This is a genomic window from Burkholderia sp. S171, from assembly GCF_009766085.1.
Lineage (GTDB): Bacteria > Pseudomonadota > Gammaproteobacteria > Burkholderiales > Burkholderiaceae > Caballeronia.
On record NZ_LMUF01000035.1, the window covers coordinates 127,444 to 143,098 of the forward strand.

General features: G+C 60.3%; 16 protein-coding genes and 1 tRNA gene. 8 read left to right on the top strand and 9 right to left on the bottom strand.

Annotated elements, in window-relative coordinates; translation table 11 throughout:
- Positions 1–192 precede the first annotated feature (192 nt).
- Positions 193–1,128: an RNA polymerase sigma factor RpoH gene (gene rpoH / locus GSQ93_RS18825; protein ID WP_158937166.1), complete on the bottom strand. Its 936-nt coding sequence runs from the start codon at positions 1,126–1,128 to the stop codon at positions 193–195.
- A 384-nt stretch (positions 1,129–1,512) separates the two neighbouring features.
- On the opposite strand from rpoH, the gene GSQ93_RS18830 reads away from it, so the two are divergent.
- Positions 1,513–2,079 carry an acyloxyacyl hydrolase gene (locus tag GSQ93_RS18830; protein ID WP_158937167.1) on the top strand — a complete coding sequence of 189 codons (567 nt, stop codon included), beginning with the start codon at positions 1,513–1,515 and terminating at the stop codon, positions 2,077–2,079.
- Between the two features lie 46 nt (positions 2,080–2,125).
- Entirely contained in the window at positions 2,126–2,521 is a 396-nt protein-coding gene (locus GSQ93_RS18835) for a nuclear transport factor 2 family protein (protein ID WP_031357622.1), read from the top strand.
- Positions 2,522–2,735: 214 nt separating this feature from the next.
- Here the strand turns inward: GSQ93_RS18835 and leuA are convergent, their stop codons facing one another.
- Positions 2,736–4,394: a 2-isopropylmalate synthase gene (gene leuA / locus GSQ93_RS18840; protein ID WP_158937286.1), complete on the bottom strand. Its 1,659-nt coding sequence runs from the start codon at positions 4,392–4,394 to the stop codon at positions 2,736–2,738.
- A gap of 456 nt (positions 4,395–4,850) precedes the next feature.
- Positions 4,851–5,819: a DNA-binding protein YbiB gene (gene ybiB, locus GSQ93_RS18845; RefSeq protein WP_158937168.1), complete on the bottom strand. Its 969-nt coding sequence runs from the start codon at positions 5,817–5,819 to the stop codon at positions 4,851–4,853.
- 364 nt (positions 5,820–6,183) lie between these two features.
- Between ybiB and GSQ93_RS18850 the strand changes: the two genes are divergently transcribed.
- From GSQ93_RS18850 to GSQ93_RS18860, 3 genes are read left to right on the top strand one after another with little or no spacing between them, the layout of a single operon-like run.
- Positions 6,184–6,882: a fumarylacetoacetate hydrolase family protein gene (locus GSQ93_RS18850; protein WP_158937169.1), complete on the top strand. Its 699-nt coding sequence runs from the start codon at positions 6,184–6,186 to the stop codon at positions 6,880–6,882.
- A 21-nt stretch (positions 6,883–6,903) separates the two neighbouring features.
- Positions 6,904–7,548: a maleylacetoacetate isomerase gene (maiA, locus tag GSQ93_RS18855; RefSeq protein WP_158937170.1), complete on the top strand. Its 645-nt coding sequence runs from the start codon at positions 6,904–6,906 to the stop codon at positions 7,546–7,548.
- A complete protein-coding gene (locus GSQ93_RS18860; RefSeq protein ID WP_158937171.1) occupies positions 7,545–8,156 on the top strand; it encodes a LysE/ArgO family amino acid transporter in 612 nt (203 codons plus the stop codon). The genes maiA and GSQ93_RS18860 overlap by 4 nt, the downstream gene beginning before the upstream one ends.
- Positions 8,157–8,217: 61 nt before the next feature.
- Here the strand turns inward: GSQ93_RS18860 and ftsY are convergent, their stop codons facing one another.
- The gene (gene ftsY / locus GSQ93_RS18865) at positions 8,218–9,531 is read right to left on the bottom strand and encodes a signal recognition particle-docking protein FtsY (RefSeq protein ID WP_254073940.1); all 1,314 of its coding nucleotides are present in this window, start codon (positions 9,529–9,531) and stop codon (positions 8,218–8,220) included.
- 620 nt (positions 9,532–10,151) lie between these two features.
- On the opposite strand from ftsY, the gene rsmD reads away from it, so the two are divergent.
- From rsmD to GSQ93_RS18880, 3 genes are all read left to right on the top strand, one after another.
- Entirely contained in the window at positions 10,152–10,841 is a 690-nt protein-coding gene (gene rsmD, locus GSQ93_RS18870; RefSeq protein ID WP_158937172.1) for a 16S rRNA (guanine(966)-N(2))-methyltransferase RsmD, read from the top strand.
- 171 nt (positions 10,842–11,012) lie between these two features.
- Positions 11,013–11,516 carry a pantetheine-phosphate adenylyltransferase gene (gene coaD, locus GSQ93_RS18875; protein WP_158937173.1) on the top strand — a complete coding sequence of 168 codons (504 nt, stop codon included), beginning with the start codon at positions 11,013–11,015 and terminating at the stop codon, positions 11,514–11,516.
- A gap of 91 nt (positions 11,517–11,607) precedes the next feature.
- Positions 11,608–11,865 carry a YfhL family 4Fe-4S dicluster ferredoxin gene (locus GSQ93_RS18880; protein WP_089165255.1) on the top strand — a complete coding sequence of 86 codons (258 nt, stop codon included), beginning with the start codon at positions 11,608–11,610 and terminating at the stop codon, positions 11,863–11,865.
- Positions 11,866–11,916: 51 nt separating this feature from the next.
- Here GSQ93_RS18880 and hisC read toward each other — a convergent pair whose 3' ends face one another.
- The 5 genes from hisC to GSQ93_RS18905 form a co-directional block, all read right to left on the bottom strand.
- Positions 11,917–12,981 (bottom strand): histidinol-phosphate transaminase, encoded by a 1,065-nt coding sequence (hisC, locus tag GSQ93_RS18885; protein ID WP_158937174.1) that lies wholly within the window; start codon positions 12,979–12,981, stop codon positions 11,917–11,919.
- A 58-nt stretch (positions 12,982–13,039) separates the two neighbouring features.
- Entirely contained in the window at positions 13,040–13,645 is a 606-nt protein-coding gene (gene pth / locus GSQ93_RS18890; RefSeq protein WP_158937175.1) for an aminoacyl-tRNA hydrolase, read from the bottom strand.
- 138 nt (positions 13,646–13,783) lie between these two features.
- On the bottom strand, positions 13,784–14,416 hold the full coding sequence (locus GSQ93_RS18895; RefSeq protein ID WP_158937176.1) for a 50S ribosomal protein L25/general stress protein Ctc: 633 nt from the start codon (positions 14,414–14,416) through the stop codon (positions 13,784–13,786).
- A gap of 156 nt (positions 14,417–14,572) precedes the next feature.
- Positions 14,573–15,526, bottom strand: a complete 954-nt coding sequence (locus GSQ93_RS18900) for a ribose-phosphate pyrophosphokinase (protein ID WP_158937177.1) — start codon at positions 15,524–15,526, stop codon at positions 14,573–14,575.
- A gap of 48 nt (positions 15,527–15,574) precedes the next feature.
- Positions 15,575–15,651 (bottom strand) — tRNA-Gln (locus GSQ93_RS18905).
- Positions 15,652–15,655: the final 4 nt, after the last annotated feature.

Sequence of the window (15,655 nt, forward strand, 5' to 3'; positions counted from 1 at the left end):
GCCGACTGGACGCTGAGCGGCGCCAGAGGGAAACCTCTGGCGCCGCTTTTTATTGGCGCGTGTCGGTAGGCGTCGGGGCACATCGCGCACACGCAAATCAAGCGGGCAAAGAAAAGCCCGCCGTCTTTCGACGGCGGGCTTTGAAGTCTTCTCTACACGCCGCTCATTCAGCGTTCATGCACAGCTAAAAGCTCAAGCGTATTCGTGCAGCGCCGTGCGCATTTTCTTCATTGCGCTGGCTTCGATCTGGCGAATCCGTTCCGCCGACACGCCAAATTCGTCAGCAAGTTCATGCAACGTCTTGCCGCCCGAGCCGTCGTCTTCCACTTCGAGCCAGCGCGCCTGAACGATCCGGCGGCTGCGTTCGTCGAGCGATTCGAGCGCGGTCGACAACCCTTCGCTTTGCAGCTTGTCGAACTGACGCGATGCAAGCACGTTGGTCGGCTCATTGTGCGAATCCGCCAGATAAGCGATAGGCGCATAAGACTCTTCGCCGTCGTCAATCTGACCTTCCAGCGCGATGTCGCCGCCGGAAAGACGCGTTTCCATTTCCGAGACTTCCTCGCGCTTCACATTCAGCTCTTTCGCCAGGCTATCGACCTCGTCCGGCGTAAATGCGTTGTGCCCGGTCTTGTGGCTGCGAAGGTTGAAAAACAGCTTGCGCTGCGCCTTCGTGGTCGCCACTTTCACCGTGCGCCAGTTGCGCAGGATGTACTCATGAATTTCAGCCTTGATCCAGTGCATGGCATACGACACCAGCCGCACGTTCTGTTGCGGATCGAAGCGTTTCACGGCTTTCATCAAGCCGATATTGCCTTCCTGAATCAGGTCGGCGTGGGGCAGCCCATAACCCAGATAATTGCGGGCAATCGATACCACCAGGCGCAGGTGCGACAGCACGAGCTGACGCGCGGCATCGAGGTTGTCGTTGTCACGGAATTCGGTGGCGTACTGACGTTCTTCCGACGGCGTTAGCATCGGAATCCGGTTGACAGCCGAAATGTAGGCGTCGATGTTGCCGATCTGGCCGGTCAACATGGACGACTGCGCAAACGTCAGCGCACCTGCCGAAGCGGCCTTGGCCGGCGCCGAGTGTCCAGTATTCGGGAGGGTCATCGCATTGGTCACGCTGGTGTGCTCCTTATCAACAAAAAACCCGATGAAAAACCGGGTCTAGCAGGATATTAGCACTCTGCTATTTCGAGTGCTAAAGATTAGAGGGGCCTTGTGTGTCCAAGTTCCCATACGCTATTAGAATCTTCGCTCCAATAGCTACTAAGTGCTTTCCCGTAGTATTGCACGCCGCGAAACGCTTTCGTCGTCAAACTTACCGAAAGAAATTTGCAAGATTTCGCATGATTTACCCGTCAATCTGGATTTTACGAAACTTAATTCCGCGTTTTCGGCATTCAGCAGAACTCTTCTGAGCACCTTTTTAAGACCGTCTCTAAAATGGCGACTTGCTGCGTTTGCAGCGAGCCTGTCTTGTGAGAATCCAGCTCCGGAGTATTCATGCAGAAGAAAAAAAGTGTCTGGCAAAAGCGCTCTTTCTACGGTGCCCTGGTCGGTGCGCTGGTCTTGGCTTCGGCCACTGCCCACGCCGATCAGTTCGGCTTGCAGATCGCTGGCGGGGTTGCCGACCATGACGTCCGAAAGGCGGATGTCGGCGTAGTCTGGGACCCCAACTGGACCTGGTGGGAAATCGGCGGTTTCCACTTTACGGTTGTGGGCGAAGCGCACGTGGCCTACTGGGATATTCGCGAAAGTCAGGCCTCGAATCCGGGCATCTGGGAATTCGGCCTCACGCCGATGTTCCGTTTCATCAAAAGTGCGGGATGGTTTCGGCCCTACGTGGAAGCGGGCGTAGGTGTACGCCTCTTGTCGCACGTTCGCGAGACCGAGACGCGGACCTTCTCTTCAGCCTTTCAGTTTGCCGACGTCGTGGGCGTGGGCGCTCAATTCGGCGCGCATCAAAACTACCAGGCGGGCTTCCGGTTTCAGCATTTATCCAACGGCGGTATCGAACACCCTAATCCTGGTATAAATTTCAGCCAGATATATTTGCAATACAACTTCTGACGGGGACCGCGTCCATCGGTTCCTCAAGCGTGAGAGGAATCGAAAGATGCCGGCACAACCCATCGATACGCCCATCGAGGCAATCCGTGAACTCGAGCGGGACCGTTTCCGCGCGATGGTCGACGGTGACGGCGAATTGCTGGACGCGCTGCTGGCGGAGAACGCCAGCTACGTCCATACCAATGGCAAGCGCGAGACGAAACGTCAGTTCATAGACGCGATCACGGCGGGGCGCCGGCGGTATCGGCAGATCGAGATTCAGTCGCAGGACGTGATGCCGGGCGGACGAGACACGTGGATCGTGTTTGGGCGCGCGTTGCTCGAGATGGAGTCGAAAAACGGCGCTTTGTTGTTCCCGATCGCGTACACGGCCATCCACATTCAGGTCGATGGGCAATGGCAGTTGCTCGCGATGCAGGCAACACGCGTGGCGCTGGATTAGCACCGGTTCGACGCCGTTCGGTCGGGCGTCGCGGTTCGGCCGGCGGTTCGGCGCCTTGTGAGCGCCGGCCGCCATGTCGATACCGGTCGTGTTTTATCGCCTGCTTCGCAAATTTCTGCTGCACGTTGACCGGGAAGCGGTAGCTAACTGGATCAACGCGCGTCACTTGTTTCTACTACTCACTTACTGCTCGTTGCTGGAAAGCCGCGGCCGCTTACGCTGCGACGGCTTCGCTTTCCACTTCCTTGCGCCCGGCCCAACGCACGCGATTGACCGCGCTGACGATGGCATTGGCGACTGCCTGAACCGCGTTCGCATGCACCGCGACGCCAAACCGCATCGCCTGATCGCCGATCCGGCAGCCGATGAACACCGCCGTTTCACCCTTGGCGGTAGCCGCGGTTTCAAACGATGTCACCTCAATCGCGACACCCGCCGCGCTAGCTACCGCCGCAGCAACGGCTTGCGCATGCGCTTCGTCGGCAACCGTGGAATCCGGCAGCTTCACGCGGTGTCCATCGAAGTGCAGGGTCGAGGCATCCGCCCGCGACGCCGGCCCGTGTGCGTCGAAGTATTCGCGCTTGAACAACGCGCAAATGGCTTCGCCGGAGACTTCCGCGCCGGAGGCGTCGGCGACTGTCTGCACGGCATGGCTGAATTCGATCTGCACGCGGCGCGGCGGCGTGAAGCCCAGCCCACGTTCGAGCAGATAGGTCGCGCCGCCTTTGCCCGACTGGCTGTTCACGCGGATCACGGCGTCGTAGCTGCGGCCGAGATCGGCCGGATCGATGGGGAGATACGGCACGTCCCATACCGTGTCCGCTTTGCGCTGGGCAAAACCCTTCCGGATGGCGTCCTGATGCGAGCCCGAGAAGGCCGTGAACACGAGATCGCCGGCATACGGGTGGCGCGGGTGCACGGGAATCTGGTTGCAGCGCTCGACCACGCGGCGCACGCCGTCGATATCCGAAAAATCCAGACCGGGGTCGATACCCTGCGTGTACAAATTCATCGCGAGCGTGACAAGATCCACGTTACCCGTGCGCTCGCCGTTGCCAAAGAGGCATCCTTCCACGCGATCGGCGCCGGCGAGGATCGCGAGTTCCGCGGCGGCGACTGCCGTGCCGCGATCGTTATGCGGATGCACGGAGAGCACGATGCTGTCCCGGTAACTCATGTTGCGATCCATCCACTCGATCTGATCGGCGAAGACATTCGGCATGGCCGCTTCCACGGTGGCCGGCAAATTCACAATCATCTTGTGGTCGGGCGTGGGGCGCCACATTTGCGCGACGGCGTCGCAGACTTCGCGGGCAAACGAAAGCTCGGTCATGCTGAATGTTTCCGGCGAATACTGATAGATCCAGTGCGTGCCGGGACGCGCAGCGGCGCACTCCTTGATGATGCGCGTGCCTTCAACGGCGAGCGCCTTGGTTTCTTCCTTGGATTGCGCGAAGACGATCTTGCGAAATGACGGTGAGATCGCGTTGTACAGGTGCACGATCACCCGGGGGGCACCTTCCACTGCTTCAAACGTCCGCTCGATGAGTTCGCGACGCGACTGCACGAGCACTTCAATGGTGACATCGGCGGGAATGCGATTTTCCACGATCAACTTGCGCACGAAGTCGAAATCCGTCTGCGATGCCGACGGAAAGCCCACTTCGATTTCCTTGAAACCTACCGCTACCAGCATCTCGAAGAATTCGAGCTTGGCGTCAATGCTCATCGGGTCGATCAGCGCCTGGTTGCCGTCACGAAGATCGGTGCTCATCCAGATGGGCGCGCGCTCGATCGTGCGAGTGGGCCATCGGCGGCCGTTGAGGTTGACCTGGGGGAAAGGGCGGTATTTCTCGGAAGGATTGCGCATCATCATCGTGGGCCTCGGCTGAACGCGTTGTACGCGTGAAAGCGCAGTCGTTGCGAGGAGGAAGTGTGGCCGGCGGCTTGCCGGCATCGTTCCGATGCGCGCTGGACAGGTTCGCGATGTCCCATGGCGTGGATGACGCCGGTGACGAACGTGAACGATGCAAATGCAGCGTGCATGTGATCCTCGCGTTTTCGTGCCGTGGATGAACGGACGAAAGCAGACGACTACGGGTGATAAAAGGGAGCTGCGAAAGGGGTAATACGAGACTGCGGGAGGGACCGCGCGCGGAACGCGCGGCGCCACGTTTAGCGACTTACGCTAGACGTAGCGATAGGGGCCGCGCTAGGCGACCCAGAGTAATTCGAAGGGAGGGGAATTGGGTAAAGCTCATTTCTGCACATTAGCGCAGGGCGCGCGCTTTTGTCAACAGAGACGGTTTCTCGACTGAAGAATGCTTTATCAAATACCTTCGCGCCTCACGATGTCCGCAATCAACTCTGCCTGACGGGCGAGTGCGGGCGGAATAGGGGCTTCGCCGCGCAGCACGGTTTCAATCCACCGGGCCGTGGTCGCGGCATCCAGAGCCTCGGGCAACGCCACCACGGGTGCATCCGGCGAGGAGCGCTCCGCCGATATCAGCGTTTCTGTGTGGCCGTCATGGAACCAGTCCACCTGCACTTGCCGGCGCGTGTCCGCGACCGCTTCACCCTCTGTTCCGCGTGCGAGCAAGGCGCCGCCGGCGGCTGCATCGGGATGCTCGGTGAACAGTCCCGTCAGGCTCTCGCGATACTCCGGATGGGTGTAGTTCACCAGCCGCAAACCGGGCTGCGCGAACGGCTGCAGGATCTTCACCAGCGTATGTGTGGAATTTCTCACGCCCATGATCCGCCGGATCGCGAGCAGGCGCGCGAGCTTGGGCGCGAGCACGGTGATCGGCGCGAACGCCAGCCTGCGGGAGGCGAGGTTGTCCTCGATTTCATCGTGGGAAGTGGATTCCGGAATGCCCAGCTCGGCGAAAATCGCGGCGCTCGTGACGCGGCCAGGATCGGTCGTTACGCCATGCACGAGCACCGGCACGCCTTCCCGCGCGAGCAGCAACGCCAGCAGCGGGGTGAGGTTCGGCTGCTTGCGCGCGCCGTTGTAAGTGGGGATGGAGACGGGCCGCGCGTGGTCGCGGCCGTTCTGGATATGCAACGGTTCGAACGAACGATGTGCGGCCGCCAGCATCGCGGCCAGTTCTGCAGCCGTCTCGCCTTTCACCCGATACGCGAGCAACACGGCGCCGAGTTCGAGATCGGTGACGCGGTTGTCGAGCATCGCTTCATAGAGCGCGTACGTGTCCTCGCGGGTCAGCGCTCGCGCGCCGTTTGGCCCGCGGCCGATTTCCTTGATGAAACGGGCGCACGGGAAAGGGGTTGTGTCGGTCATTGATTGGTCTGAGCGGGCGGTTTGCATACTCAGCTGAGTCGCCTCGTACACGATCGGCCGCTTCAATTCTGGAAATACAGGAATCACATTCAGTACCGCATTTGCGCCGGGCTTGCAAGTCGCCGGACGGTTCAGCCGATGGTTTTCCGGGCGCTCGCCTGCTCATTTTGCCGATGATCACGGGCTTGGGACCACCCACGAGAATCGCGGATTGGGCGGCGTGCTTCTGCGTGCTCCTGTGCGCTTTGCCACGCGATGCCCCGGGCTCATAGGCCGTTCGGCCGAATCGCGATGCGCAACCGCGCACGTTAAACTTGAGGTTCAGGTCGATGCTTCAATACTTTATCAATCAGGAGAGAACGCAATGAGTCACGTATTTGCTCCGGCGCCCGCGGTCGCGGTGCCTGTCGTCGGTTCCAGCGACCAGTTTCCCGTTCGCCGGATTTATTGCGTCGGCCGGAACTACGAGGCGCACGCCCGCGAGATGGGGCATGACCCCGATCGTGAACCGCCGTTTTTCTTCAGTAAGCCCACCGACGCCGTGCTCTATGTCGCGCCGGGTGCGACCGGCGAATTCCCGTATCCGTCGCAGTCGAAGAACGTCCACTTCGAGATGGAACTCGTGGCCGCAATCGGCAAGCAAGGCAAGGACATTCCCGCGGACAAAGCGCTCGATTACGTCTACGGCTATGCGCTCGGTCTCGACATGACGCGCCGCGACCTGCAAGCCGAAGCGAAGAAGCTAGGCCGTCCATGGGACACGGCCAAGGGCTTCGATCACTCAGCGCCGCTCGGTCCGATTCATCCCGTCGCGAAGGTCGGGCACCTGGAAAAAAGCGCGATCTGGCTCACCGTCAATGGCGAAGAGAAGCAGCGATCCGACATCTCGCAACTGATCTGGTCCGTGGGCGACACGATCGCCTACTTGTCCACGCTATTCGAGTTGTTCCCCGGCGACCTGATCTTCACGGGCACGCCTGAAGGCGTCGGCGCCATTCAAAAGGGCGACCTGATGAAGGGCGGTGTCGACGGAATCGGAGAGTTCTCCGTGCGCGTGGTCTGACTATAAAAGCGGAGGGGATCCATGAAGCTTTACAGCTATTTTCGTAGCTCGGCGGCGTATCGCGTTCGCATCGCGCTGAATCTCAAAGGGCTTGCCTATGAGTACGCGCCGATCCATCTTCTGCGCGACGGCGGGCAACAACTGAAGCCGGATTATCGGGAGCTGAACCCGGACGGCATCGTGCCCACGTTTATCGATGGTGACGACGTACTCACGCAGTCGCTTGCGATCATCGAATATCTGGAAGAGACGCATCCCGAGCCGCCGTTATTGCCGGGTACGCCACTGGATCGCGCGTTCATCCGTTCGGTTGCGCTTCAGATTGCGTGCGAGATCCATCCTGTCGACAACCTGCGTGTGCTGAAGTATCTGAAGCACACGCTGAAGGTCGGCGATGAAGCGAAAGACACGTGGTACCGGCACTGGCTCGAATCGGGTTTCGAGTCGCTTGAAAAGCGGCTCGCGAACGACTCGCGCGTGGGCAAGCTGTGTTTCGGCGATACCCCCACGCTCGCGGATCTGTGCCTCGTGCCGCAAGTGTTCAATGCGCGGCGCTTTAATCTCGATATGAGCCGTTATCCGACGATCGAACGTATCGCCGATCACGCGGGGCAAATCGATGCGTTCGCGCGTGCCGCGCCTGGGCAACAACCGGACGCGGAATGACGACAGCCGTTTTTCTATCCGGCGCCGGGCTTGGCGCAAGTCTGATTATCGCGATTGGTGCTCAAAACGCTTTTGTGTTGCGGCAAGGCTTGAAACGGCGGCACGTGGGCCTGGTCGTTTTTATCTGCGCGCTGATCGACGTATTGCTGATCGGCTTGGGTATTGGCGGGATGGGGGCGTTGATTGCGCGAGCGCCGGTGCTGCTTGGCGTGATTCGATGGGCGGGAGCGGTGTTCCTGTTCCTCTACGGTTTGCGGGCTTTTCACGCGGCGTGGAAGGGGCCGGGGCATTTACACACCGAGAACGGCGAGTCACAGACAGCGTTGAGCGCGGTTACAACGGTGCTCGCTTTATCGCTGCTGAATCCGCACGTTTATCTCGATACCGTCGTGCTGCTCGGCGGCATTGGTGCACGGTACGGGTGGCCGGGGAACGCATGGTTTGCCGCAGGGGCAATGTGTTCGTCGATCATCTGGTTCACCGGGCTCGGGTTCGGTGCTCGCCTGCTCCAGCCGCTGTTCGAGAAAGATATCTCGTGGAGAGTGCTCGATGTGATCGTGGGGATTGTGATGTGGTGGATTGCTGCGGCGCTGATCGTGTCCCGGTAGGACGTGTGACGGGCGCGACCGCGGTCTGGCTATTGGCTGAGCGCCAGGCCGCGGTGCCGGTTTAGCTTCCGAGCAATGCGTCTGCAAATTCGTCGGCGCTGAATGGCTGCAAGTCTTCGACTTTCTCGCCCACGCCAATGAAGTAGACCGGAATCGGCCGTTGCCGCGCGATTGCCGCGAGAATGCCGCCCTTCGCAGTGCCATCGAGCTTGGTCACGATCAAACCCGTCAAGCCGAGCGCATCGTCGAAAGACTTCACTTGGGCGAGCGCGTTTTGACCCGTGTTTGCATCGATGACCAGCAGCACCTCGTGCGGTGCGTCGGGCTGCGCCTTTGCAATCACGCGCTTCACCTTGCGCAGTTCTTCCATCAGGTGAAGCTGGGTCGGGAGGCGGCCCGCCGTGTCGGCCATCATCACGTCGATCTTGCGGGCACGCGCGGCGCCGACCGCATCGAAGATCACGGCGGCAGCATCGCCGCTCTCTTGCGATACCACCGTCACGTTGTTGCGTTGCCCCCAAACCGTGAGCTGTTCGCGAGCCGCAGCACGGAAGGTATCGCCGGCGGCGAGCAGCACGGATTGATCGAAGCGCTGCAAATGCTTGGCCAGCTTGCCAATGCTCGTAGTCTTGCCCGCGCCGTTCACGCCGGCGATCATCATCACGAGCGGTTGGGCGCGGCCGAGCATCAACGACTTCTCAAGCGGCCGCAGCAGGTCCGCGAGCAGCGAACGTAGTGCGGCCTTGACCTGCATCGAATCGGTGAGACGTTCGCTGCGCACTTTTTCACGCAACGCTTCAAGCAGATATTCGGTGGCATCGACACCCGCATCCGACATCAGCAATGCGGTTTCGAGTTCCTCATACAAATCTTCATCGATCTTCGCGCCGATGAAAATCCCCGTCAGGCCCGAACTGGTCTTCGATAGCCCCGTTTTCAGGCGCGTGAGCCACGTACGCTTCGCGCCCGCTTCGGGTTCCGGCGGCGGCACGATCTCGACGGTTTCTGCCGGCGCCTTCCATTGCGACGCCGTGCGGCCTTGCCAGTAGGGTTTGCCTTCTGGCGTGGTGGATGCGGCGGGGCTGGCTGGCTGGACAACCGTGGCCGGCTGCGCTGGCGTAACCGGCGTCGTAGCGTGCGGCAGCGAAGCGCTTGATGCGGACGGGGTTGTGCCGGCAGACGCTCCGCTATCGATCGAAGAATCTGAGGCATGAGGCGCGCTCTGAGCCGAATCCGCCGATGAAACTGAAACCGATCCCGAACGCGATCCGCCAAGGTTAGCCGGACGCGCCGACGGGTCAAGCGATTCCACAGGCGCGCTGGATGCCCCGTTTTCAGCCGTGAACCTCGTCCCACTTGCCGGTGCATCCGGCATCCGCGGCGCACCAGCAGCCAACACCGGCCCGCGTGATTGCGTTTCCGACGCCCGATCCGCCGCCGCAGCGCCTTCCCGCGCGGTTTCCAACGGCTGCGCCGGCGTCACCGGTGTAGTCGCGTGCCGGAGCCCTTCAGCGCCATCAGAATGCGCTTCGGCAACGTCTTCGGCTTCGTTTTCCTCGGGCGCATCGGCATCAATATCGGTGTCGGTCGATTTGCCTATTAATCGTTTGAAAAAGCTGAACATGGTCTGCAGTGGTGGGGGTGGCGCGTTCTATCGATGCCGTCGCAACCGCGTTCCTGCGTCGAACGAGCGCAGAACGCAAACAATGCGCAAACGCAAAGGTGGCGATGGCTACGATGCCGCGAAAGACCGCCGGAAACAGCGGGAAGAGCCGGGCGTGTGTGCGAAAAAAGCGAAAGCAGCCTATTTTATCAGCCGGCACCGATCGTAGCGCCCGGCCCGATGGCGACCGATGACGAACCCCTGCATCGGGCGCGGCGGGGCTGTGGTAACGTGCCCGCATCGGCGACACGCGAATTGTCGCAAACCGATCACGTTCTCAACCGACCCGCGCGGGTCATCCCGCCGCCTCCACTTACGCCCCACGCACGTCCATGTCCCGTTCCTCGATCACCCGCGCATTAGAGCGAAATCCCGAGCGAAATCGCGAACGCAACGCCGAGCGCACCGCGGAACGCGCTCCGAAAGTCCGTGAAGCTGCGCCATCGCGCGGCGGCAAGGCAAATTCAATCCGAATTATTGGTGGCGACTGGAAGCGCACGCCGCTGCCCGTTCTGAGCCTGGACGGCCTGCGTCCGACGCCCGACCGGGTTCGTGAGACGCTGTTCAACTGGCTCGGCCAATCGCTCGATGGTAAACGTTGCCTCGACCTCTTCGCCGGCAGCGGCGCGTTAGGCTTCGAAGCGGCGTCGCGCGGTGCGCTCCGCGTGCTCATGGTGGAACGCAGCGGTCGCGCAGTGGCGCAACTGAAAGCGAACCAGACGCGCCTGGCCGCGAAAAACATCGAAATCGTGGAAGCGGACGCGCTGCGGCTCGTCGCGGGCCTCGCGCCGAATTCTTTCGATGTCGTGTTCCTCGATCCCCCTTTCGGCGACACCGCCATGCTCCAGCGCGCCATTGAGCTGGCCGTGCCGCTGGTGTCGGCGGGCGGCGCGCTGTACATCGAATCGGGTGAACCCGTCGATATTGCACAAACGCCTGCGTTGTCCGGATGGGCGATTACCCGCGAAGGCAAGGCTGGCGCGGTCCGCTATCATTTGCTGCGGCGCGAAAATGAGGAATAATGCGCGTTCCCAAATGTCTGCCGGGCGATGTTCGGCCGACCGTGGACGAGGCGTGATGGACTTGGCAGATGGCAAGGTATCGGAGACGTTTTCCGGTCTTGTCGATGCCGACGGCGGCCCAATCTGTAGCGAAAGACATACCAGAAGAAGTATCAGAAGAGGAGATGCGCCATGGTTGTAGCCGTTTATCCCGGAACGTTCGACCCGCTCACGCGCGGTCACGAAGACCTCGTGCGACGTGCATCGAGTATTTTCGATACGCTGGTCGTCGGAGTGGCAGATAGCCGGAACAAGAAGCCGTTCTTCAGTTTGGCGGAACGGCTGGATATTGCACACGATGTGCTGGGGCATTATCCGAACGTGCAGGTGATGAGCTTCAAGGGGCTACTGAAGGATTTCGTGCGCAAGAACAACGCTCGCGTGATCGTGCGGGGCCTGCGTGCCGTCTCCGACTTCGAATACGAATTCCAGATGGCGGGCATGAACCGTTATTTGCTGCCTGACGTCGAAACGATGTTCATGACGCCATCGGATCAATATCAATTCATCTCGGGCACGATCGTGCGCGAGATCGCGCAACTCGGCGGCGATGTCAGCAAGTTTGTTTTCCCATCGGTGGAAAAGCGCTTGCAGGACAAGGTCGGTCCGATCGCGCAAGACCCAACGGTGCCGTGAGCGTTCCAGGCGCTCACTAACGCGCGCTCTCATTCAGAGTCGCGCGGGCACTGCAAAAGCCGGCTGAGAGGCCGGGCGAAGAGAGTAAAGCATGGCCCTGTTCATTACCGACGAGTGCATCAACTGCGACGTGTGCGAGCCCGAGTGCCCGAACGACGCCATCTCGATGGGTGTCGACATCTACGTGATCGACCCGAATAAGTGCACCGAATGCGTCGGCCACTACGACGAACCGCAATGCCAGCAAGTGTGTCCGGTGGATTGCATTCCACGCGACCCGGCGCACGAGGAAAACGCCATCCAGCTGATGGCGAAATATCACGTGTTGATGAAAGCGAAGGGCGCTTGATTTAACGCCAAGCGTCAGGTTAAGCCTCCAGCGCCCTTGGCGTGCGTGCCCTCAGAGCAGCGCGCGCAGTCCTGCCAGCAACGTGTCGCAGTCGGCATCGGTGCCGATCGTGATGCGTAAATGCTGATCGATTCGCGGCAGCTTGAAATGCCGCACGAAAATTTCTTTCTCCTTCAAGCGCGCGGCCAGCATGGCGGCATCGTGTTCCGGATGACGCGCCAATACGAAGTTCGCAGCCGACGGCACCACATCGAATCCTAACGCCTGCAAGTCCGCCGTCAGCCGATCGCGGCTGGCGATCACCTTCGCGCAAGTTTCGCGAAACCAGTCGTCGTCTTCAACAGCCGCGATCGCTGCGGCTTGCGCCAACCGGTCGAGCGGATACGAGTTGAAACTGTCCTTCACGCGCGTCAGTGCCTCGATCAACGCTTCGTGTCCGAGCGCAAATCCCACCCGCATACCGGCGAGCGAACGCGCCTTCGATAACGTCTGCACGACCAGCAAATTCGGATTTTCATCGATAAGCGTCACCGCCGATTCCGCGCCGAAATCCACATACGCCTCGTCGATGACGACAACCGAATCAGGATTCGCCGCGAGCAGCACCTTGATCTCGGCGAGCGGCAGCGCGCGCCCAGTCGGCGCGTTCGGATTGGGGAGCAGCACGCCACCATTGGGCGCGCGATAGTCGTCCACATCAATACCGAAATCCGCGTTGAGCGGCACTACGTCGACCGCTACGCCGTATAACTGCGCGTACACAGGATAAAAGCTGTACGTGACGTCCGGAAAACGGATGGGCTTGTCGTGCTTGAGGAGCGCCTGGAACGTGTGTGCGAGAACCTCGTCCGAGCCATTGCCGACAAACACCTGGCTCTCGCGCAGGCCGTGATGCTGCGCGAGGGCCGCGCGCAACGCATGCGCTGTGGAATCGGGATATTTGCGGAGCGAGTCACCGTCCTCGCCGAGTTCGCGCCGGATCGCCTCGATCACGCGCGGTGAGGGCGGATAGGGGTTCTCGTTCGTGTTGAGCTTCACGGGACGCGCTAGCGCGGGTTGTTCGCCCGGCACATACGGCGTCAGCTTATTGACGATATCGCTCCAGAAACGGCTCAAGGTTCGCTCCTTAATTTGTCCCTTACTTGTCCTTTCGGGACGGGGTGCTACGAGTTCTCTATGGCGCGTTGCGATGCAGGTTCATCATTGCACGCTCCATCTCGTCGTTGATCGCGAACGGCATGACGGCGAGGGCGCGTTCAATCGATGCATCGATCACGTCCTGTTCTTCACGGCGCGGCGGTTTCAGCACAAAATTTGCCACATCCGGTTTCGCACCGGCACGCGAGGCTTCGGGAATGAGATCACGCGGATGCCCGATGCCAATCCTCAACCGCCAATAGTGCTGCACCGACAAATGCGCGGAAATGTCCTTCAGACCATTGTGCCCACCACTGCCGCCGCCAAGCTTCAGCTTCACGGTACCGGGCGGCAAGTCCAGTTCATCGTGTGCAACAAGAATCTCGTCCGGCAGGATCTTGAAGAATTGCGCCACGGCCACGACCGATTGCCCTGACCGGTTCATGAAGGTCTGCGGCTCGAGCAGATGAATCTCCTGGCCATTCAGCCGGCCGCGACCATAGTGACCGTGAAACCGGCGCTCGTCACGCAGCGATGCACCGGCGTCGCGCGCCAGTTGATCGACGAACCAGAAGCCGGCGTTGTGGCGGGTCGCGGTGTATTCGGCGCCCGGATTACCGAGCCCGACGATCAGTTTGATCATGTTCAATCTTGGCGGCGTAGCAACGTCAACCGCACCAGAAAAAGGCCAAAAAAAACCCGCCGGAGCAGAGCAACGGCGGGTCACTTCGTCCGCTTTGGGCGGACCCTAGGCGGACTCAAGCGGAGGTTTCAGCCAGACTTATGCAGCCGGCTTGTCGCCTGCAGCCGGAGCAGCAGCGCCACCCGAAGCAGCTTCGTCGGACACGACAGCAGCCGGGATAGTCGCCGAAGCGATCACCGGGTTTTCTGCGTCGAGGTGAGCGACCAGCGCCACGCCCTTCGGCAAAACGATGTCCTTCACGTGCAGCGTGTGACCGGCTTCAATCTTCGCCAGATCGAGTTCGACGAATTCCGGCAGGTCAGCCGGAAGACATTCGATTTCGACTTCATTCAGAACGTGCGAGATAACCGCGCCGCCGATCTTCACAGCAGGATTCGTTTCTTGATTCAAGAAGTGCACCGGTACCTTGGTGTGCAGCTTCTTCGTCGAATCAACACGTTGGAAGTCAACGTGCAGAACCATTTGCTTGAACGGATGGTATTGCACGTCGCGCAGCAGAACCTGTTGCGACTTGCCAGCGATTTCCAGGTCAAGAATCGACGAATGGAACACTTCTTTCTTCAGCGCGTGCCAAAGTGCGTTGTGATCGAGCTCAACAGCTTGAGCTTCAGCATTTGCGCCATATACGATACCCGGGGTCTTGCCCGAGTTACGCAGGCGGCGGCTCGCACCCGTACCTTGCAGATTGCGCTCAAAAGCGACTACTTTCATGATTCAACTCCATAATCTGCCCGCGACCAGGCAGTGAAAACGGGGCTGTCCGCGTGTTCGCGTTCAGCCCCAGAGCAACGGTTCAGGCCTTCGTTCGCCTGAACCGATTACGCGATTCAGCAGAGTTTTGACCCTCCGCTAAACCGCAAATACTTTTTAACCTTCCGCGAACAGCGACATCACCGAGTCGCCGCGACGGATCCGCGAGAACGTTTCAGCCAGCAATCCCGCGCTCGACAGAATACGAACCTTGGTACAGGCACGCGCTTCTTCGGAGAGGGGGATGGTGTCGGTCACGACGAGTTCGTCGAGTTCCGACGCTGCGATCCGCTCGCCTGCGCCGCCCGACAAAACCGGGTGCGTGGCATACGCGAACACTCGCGTCGCGCCGCGTTCCTTCAAAACCTGTGCTGCTTTGCAGAGCGTGCCGGCGGTGTCGACCATGTCGTCCATGATCACGCACGTGCGGCCTTCCACTTCACCAATGATGTTCATCACTTCAGCGACGTTCGCCTTCGGGCGACGCTTGTCGATGATCGCGAGATCGGTGTTCAGTTGCTTCGCCAACGCCCGGGCGCGGATCACACCGCCCACATCCGGCGACACCACCAGCAAGTTCTCGTAGTTCTGCTTGCGCAGATCGCCGAGCAGCACGGGGGTGGCGTAGATGTTGTCGACCGGGATGTCGAAGAAACCTTGAATCTGGTCGGCGTGGAGGTCCATGGTGATGACACGGTCCACACCGGCAATTTCCAGCATGTTCGCCACGACTTTCGCCGAGATGGCAACGCGAGCCGAACGTGGCCGGCGATCCTGACGGGCATAACCGAAGTACGGGATGGCTGCAGTGATCCGGCCAGCAGATGCGCGCTTGAGCGCATCGACCATGATCATGAGTTCCATCAGCGTATCGTTGGTCGGCGCGCAGGTTGACTGCAGCACGAACACGTCTTTGCCGCGCACGTTTTCCTGGATCTCGACCATGATTTCGCCGTCGGAAAAACGGCTGACCATTGCTTTGCCAAGAGGAATTCCAAGGATTTTGACGACTTCCTGTGCAAGCGCGGGATTCGCGTTGCCAGTGAATACCATCAGGCCGTCACTGCTCATCGTGCACCTGTTTCTTGGCTGGGGCGAGAGGAAAAACGCGAGAAATTATGGCAGGGGAAGAAGGATTCGAACCTTCGCATGCTGGAATCAAAATCCAGTGCCTTAACCAACTTGGCGACTCCCCTACAC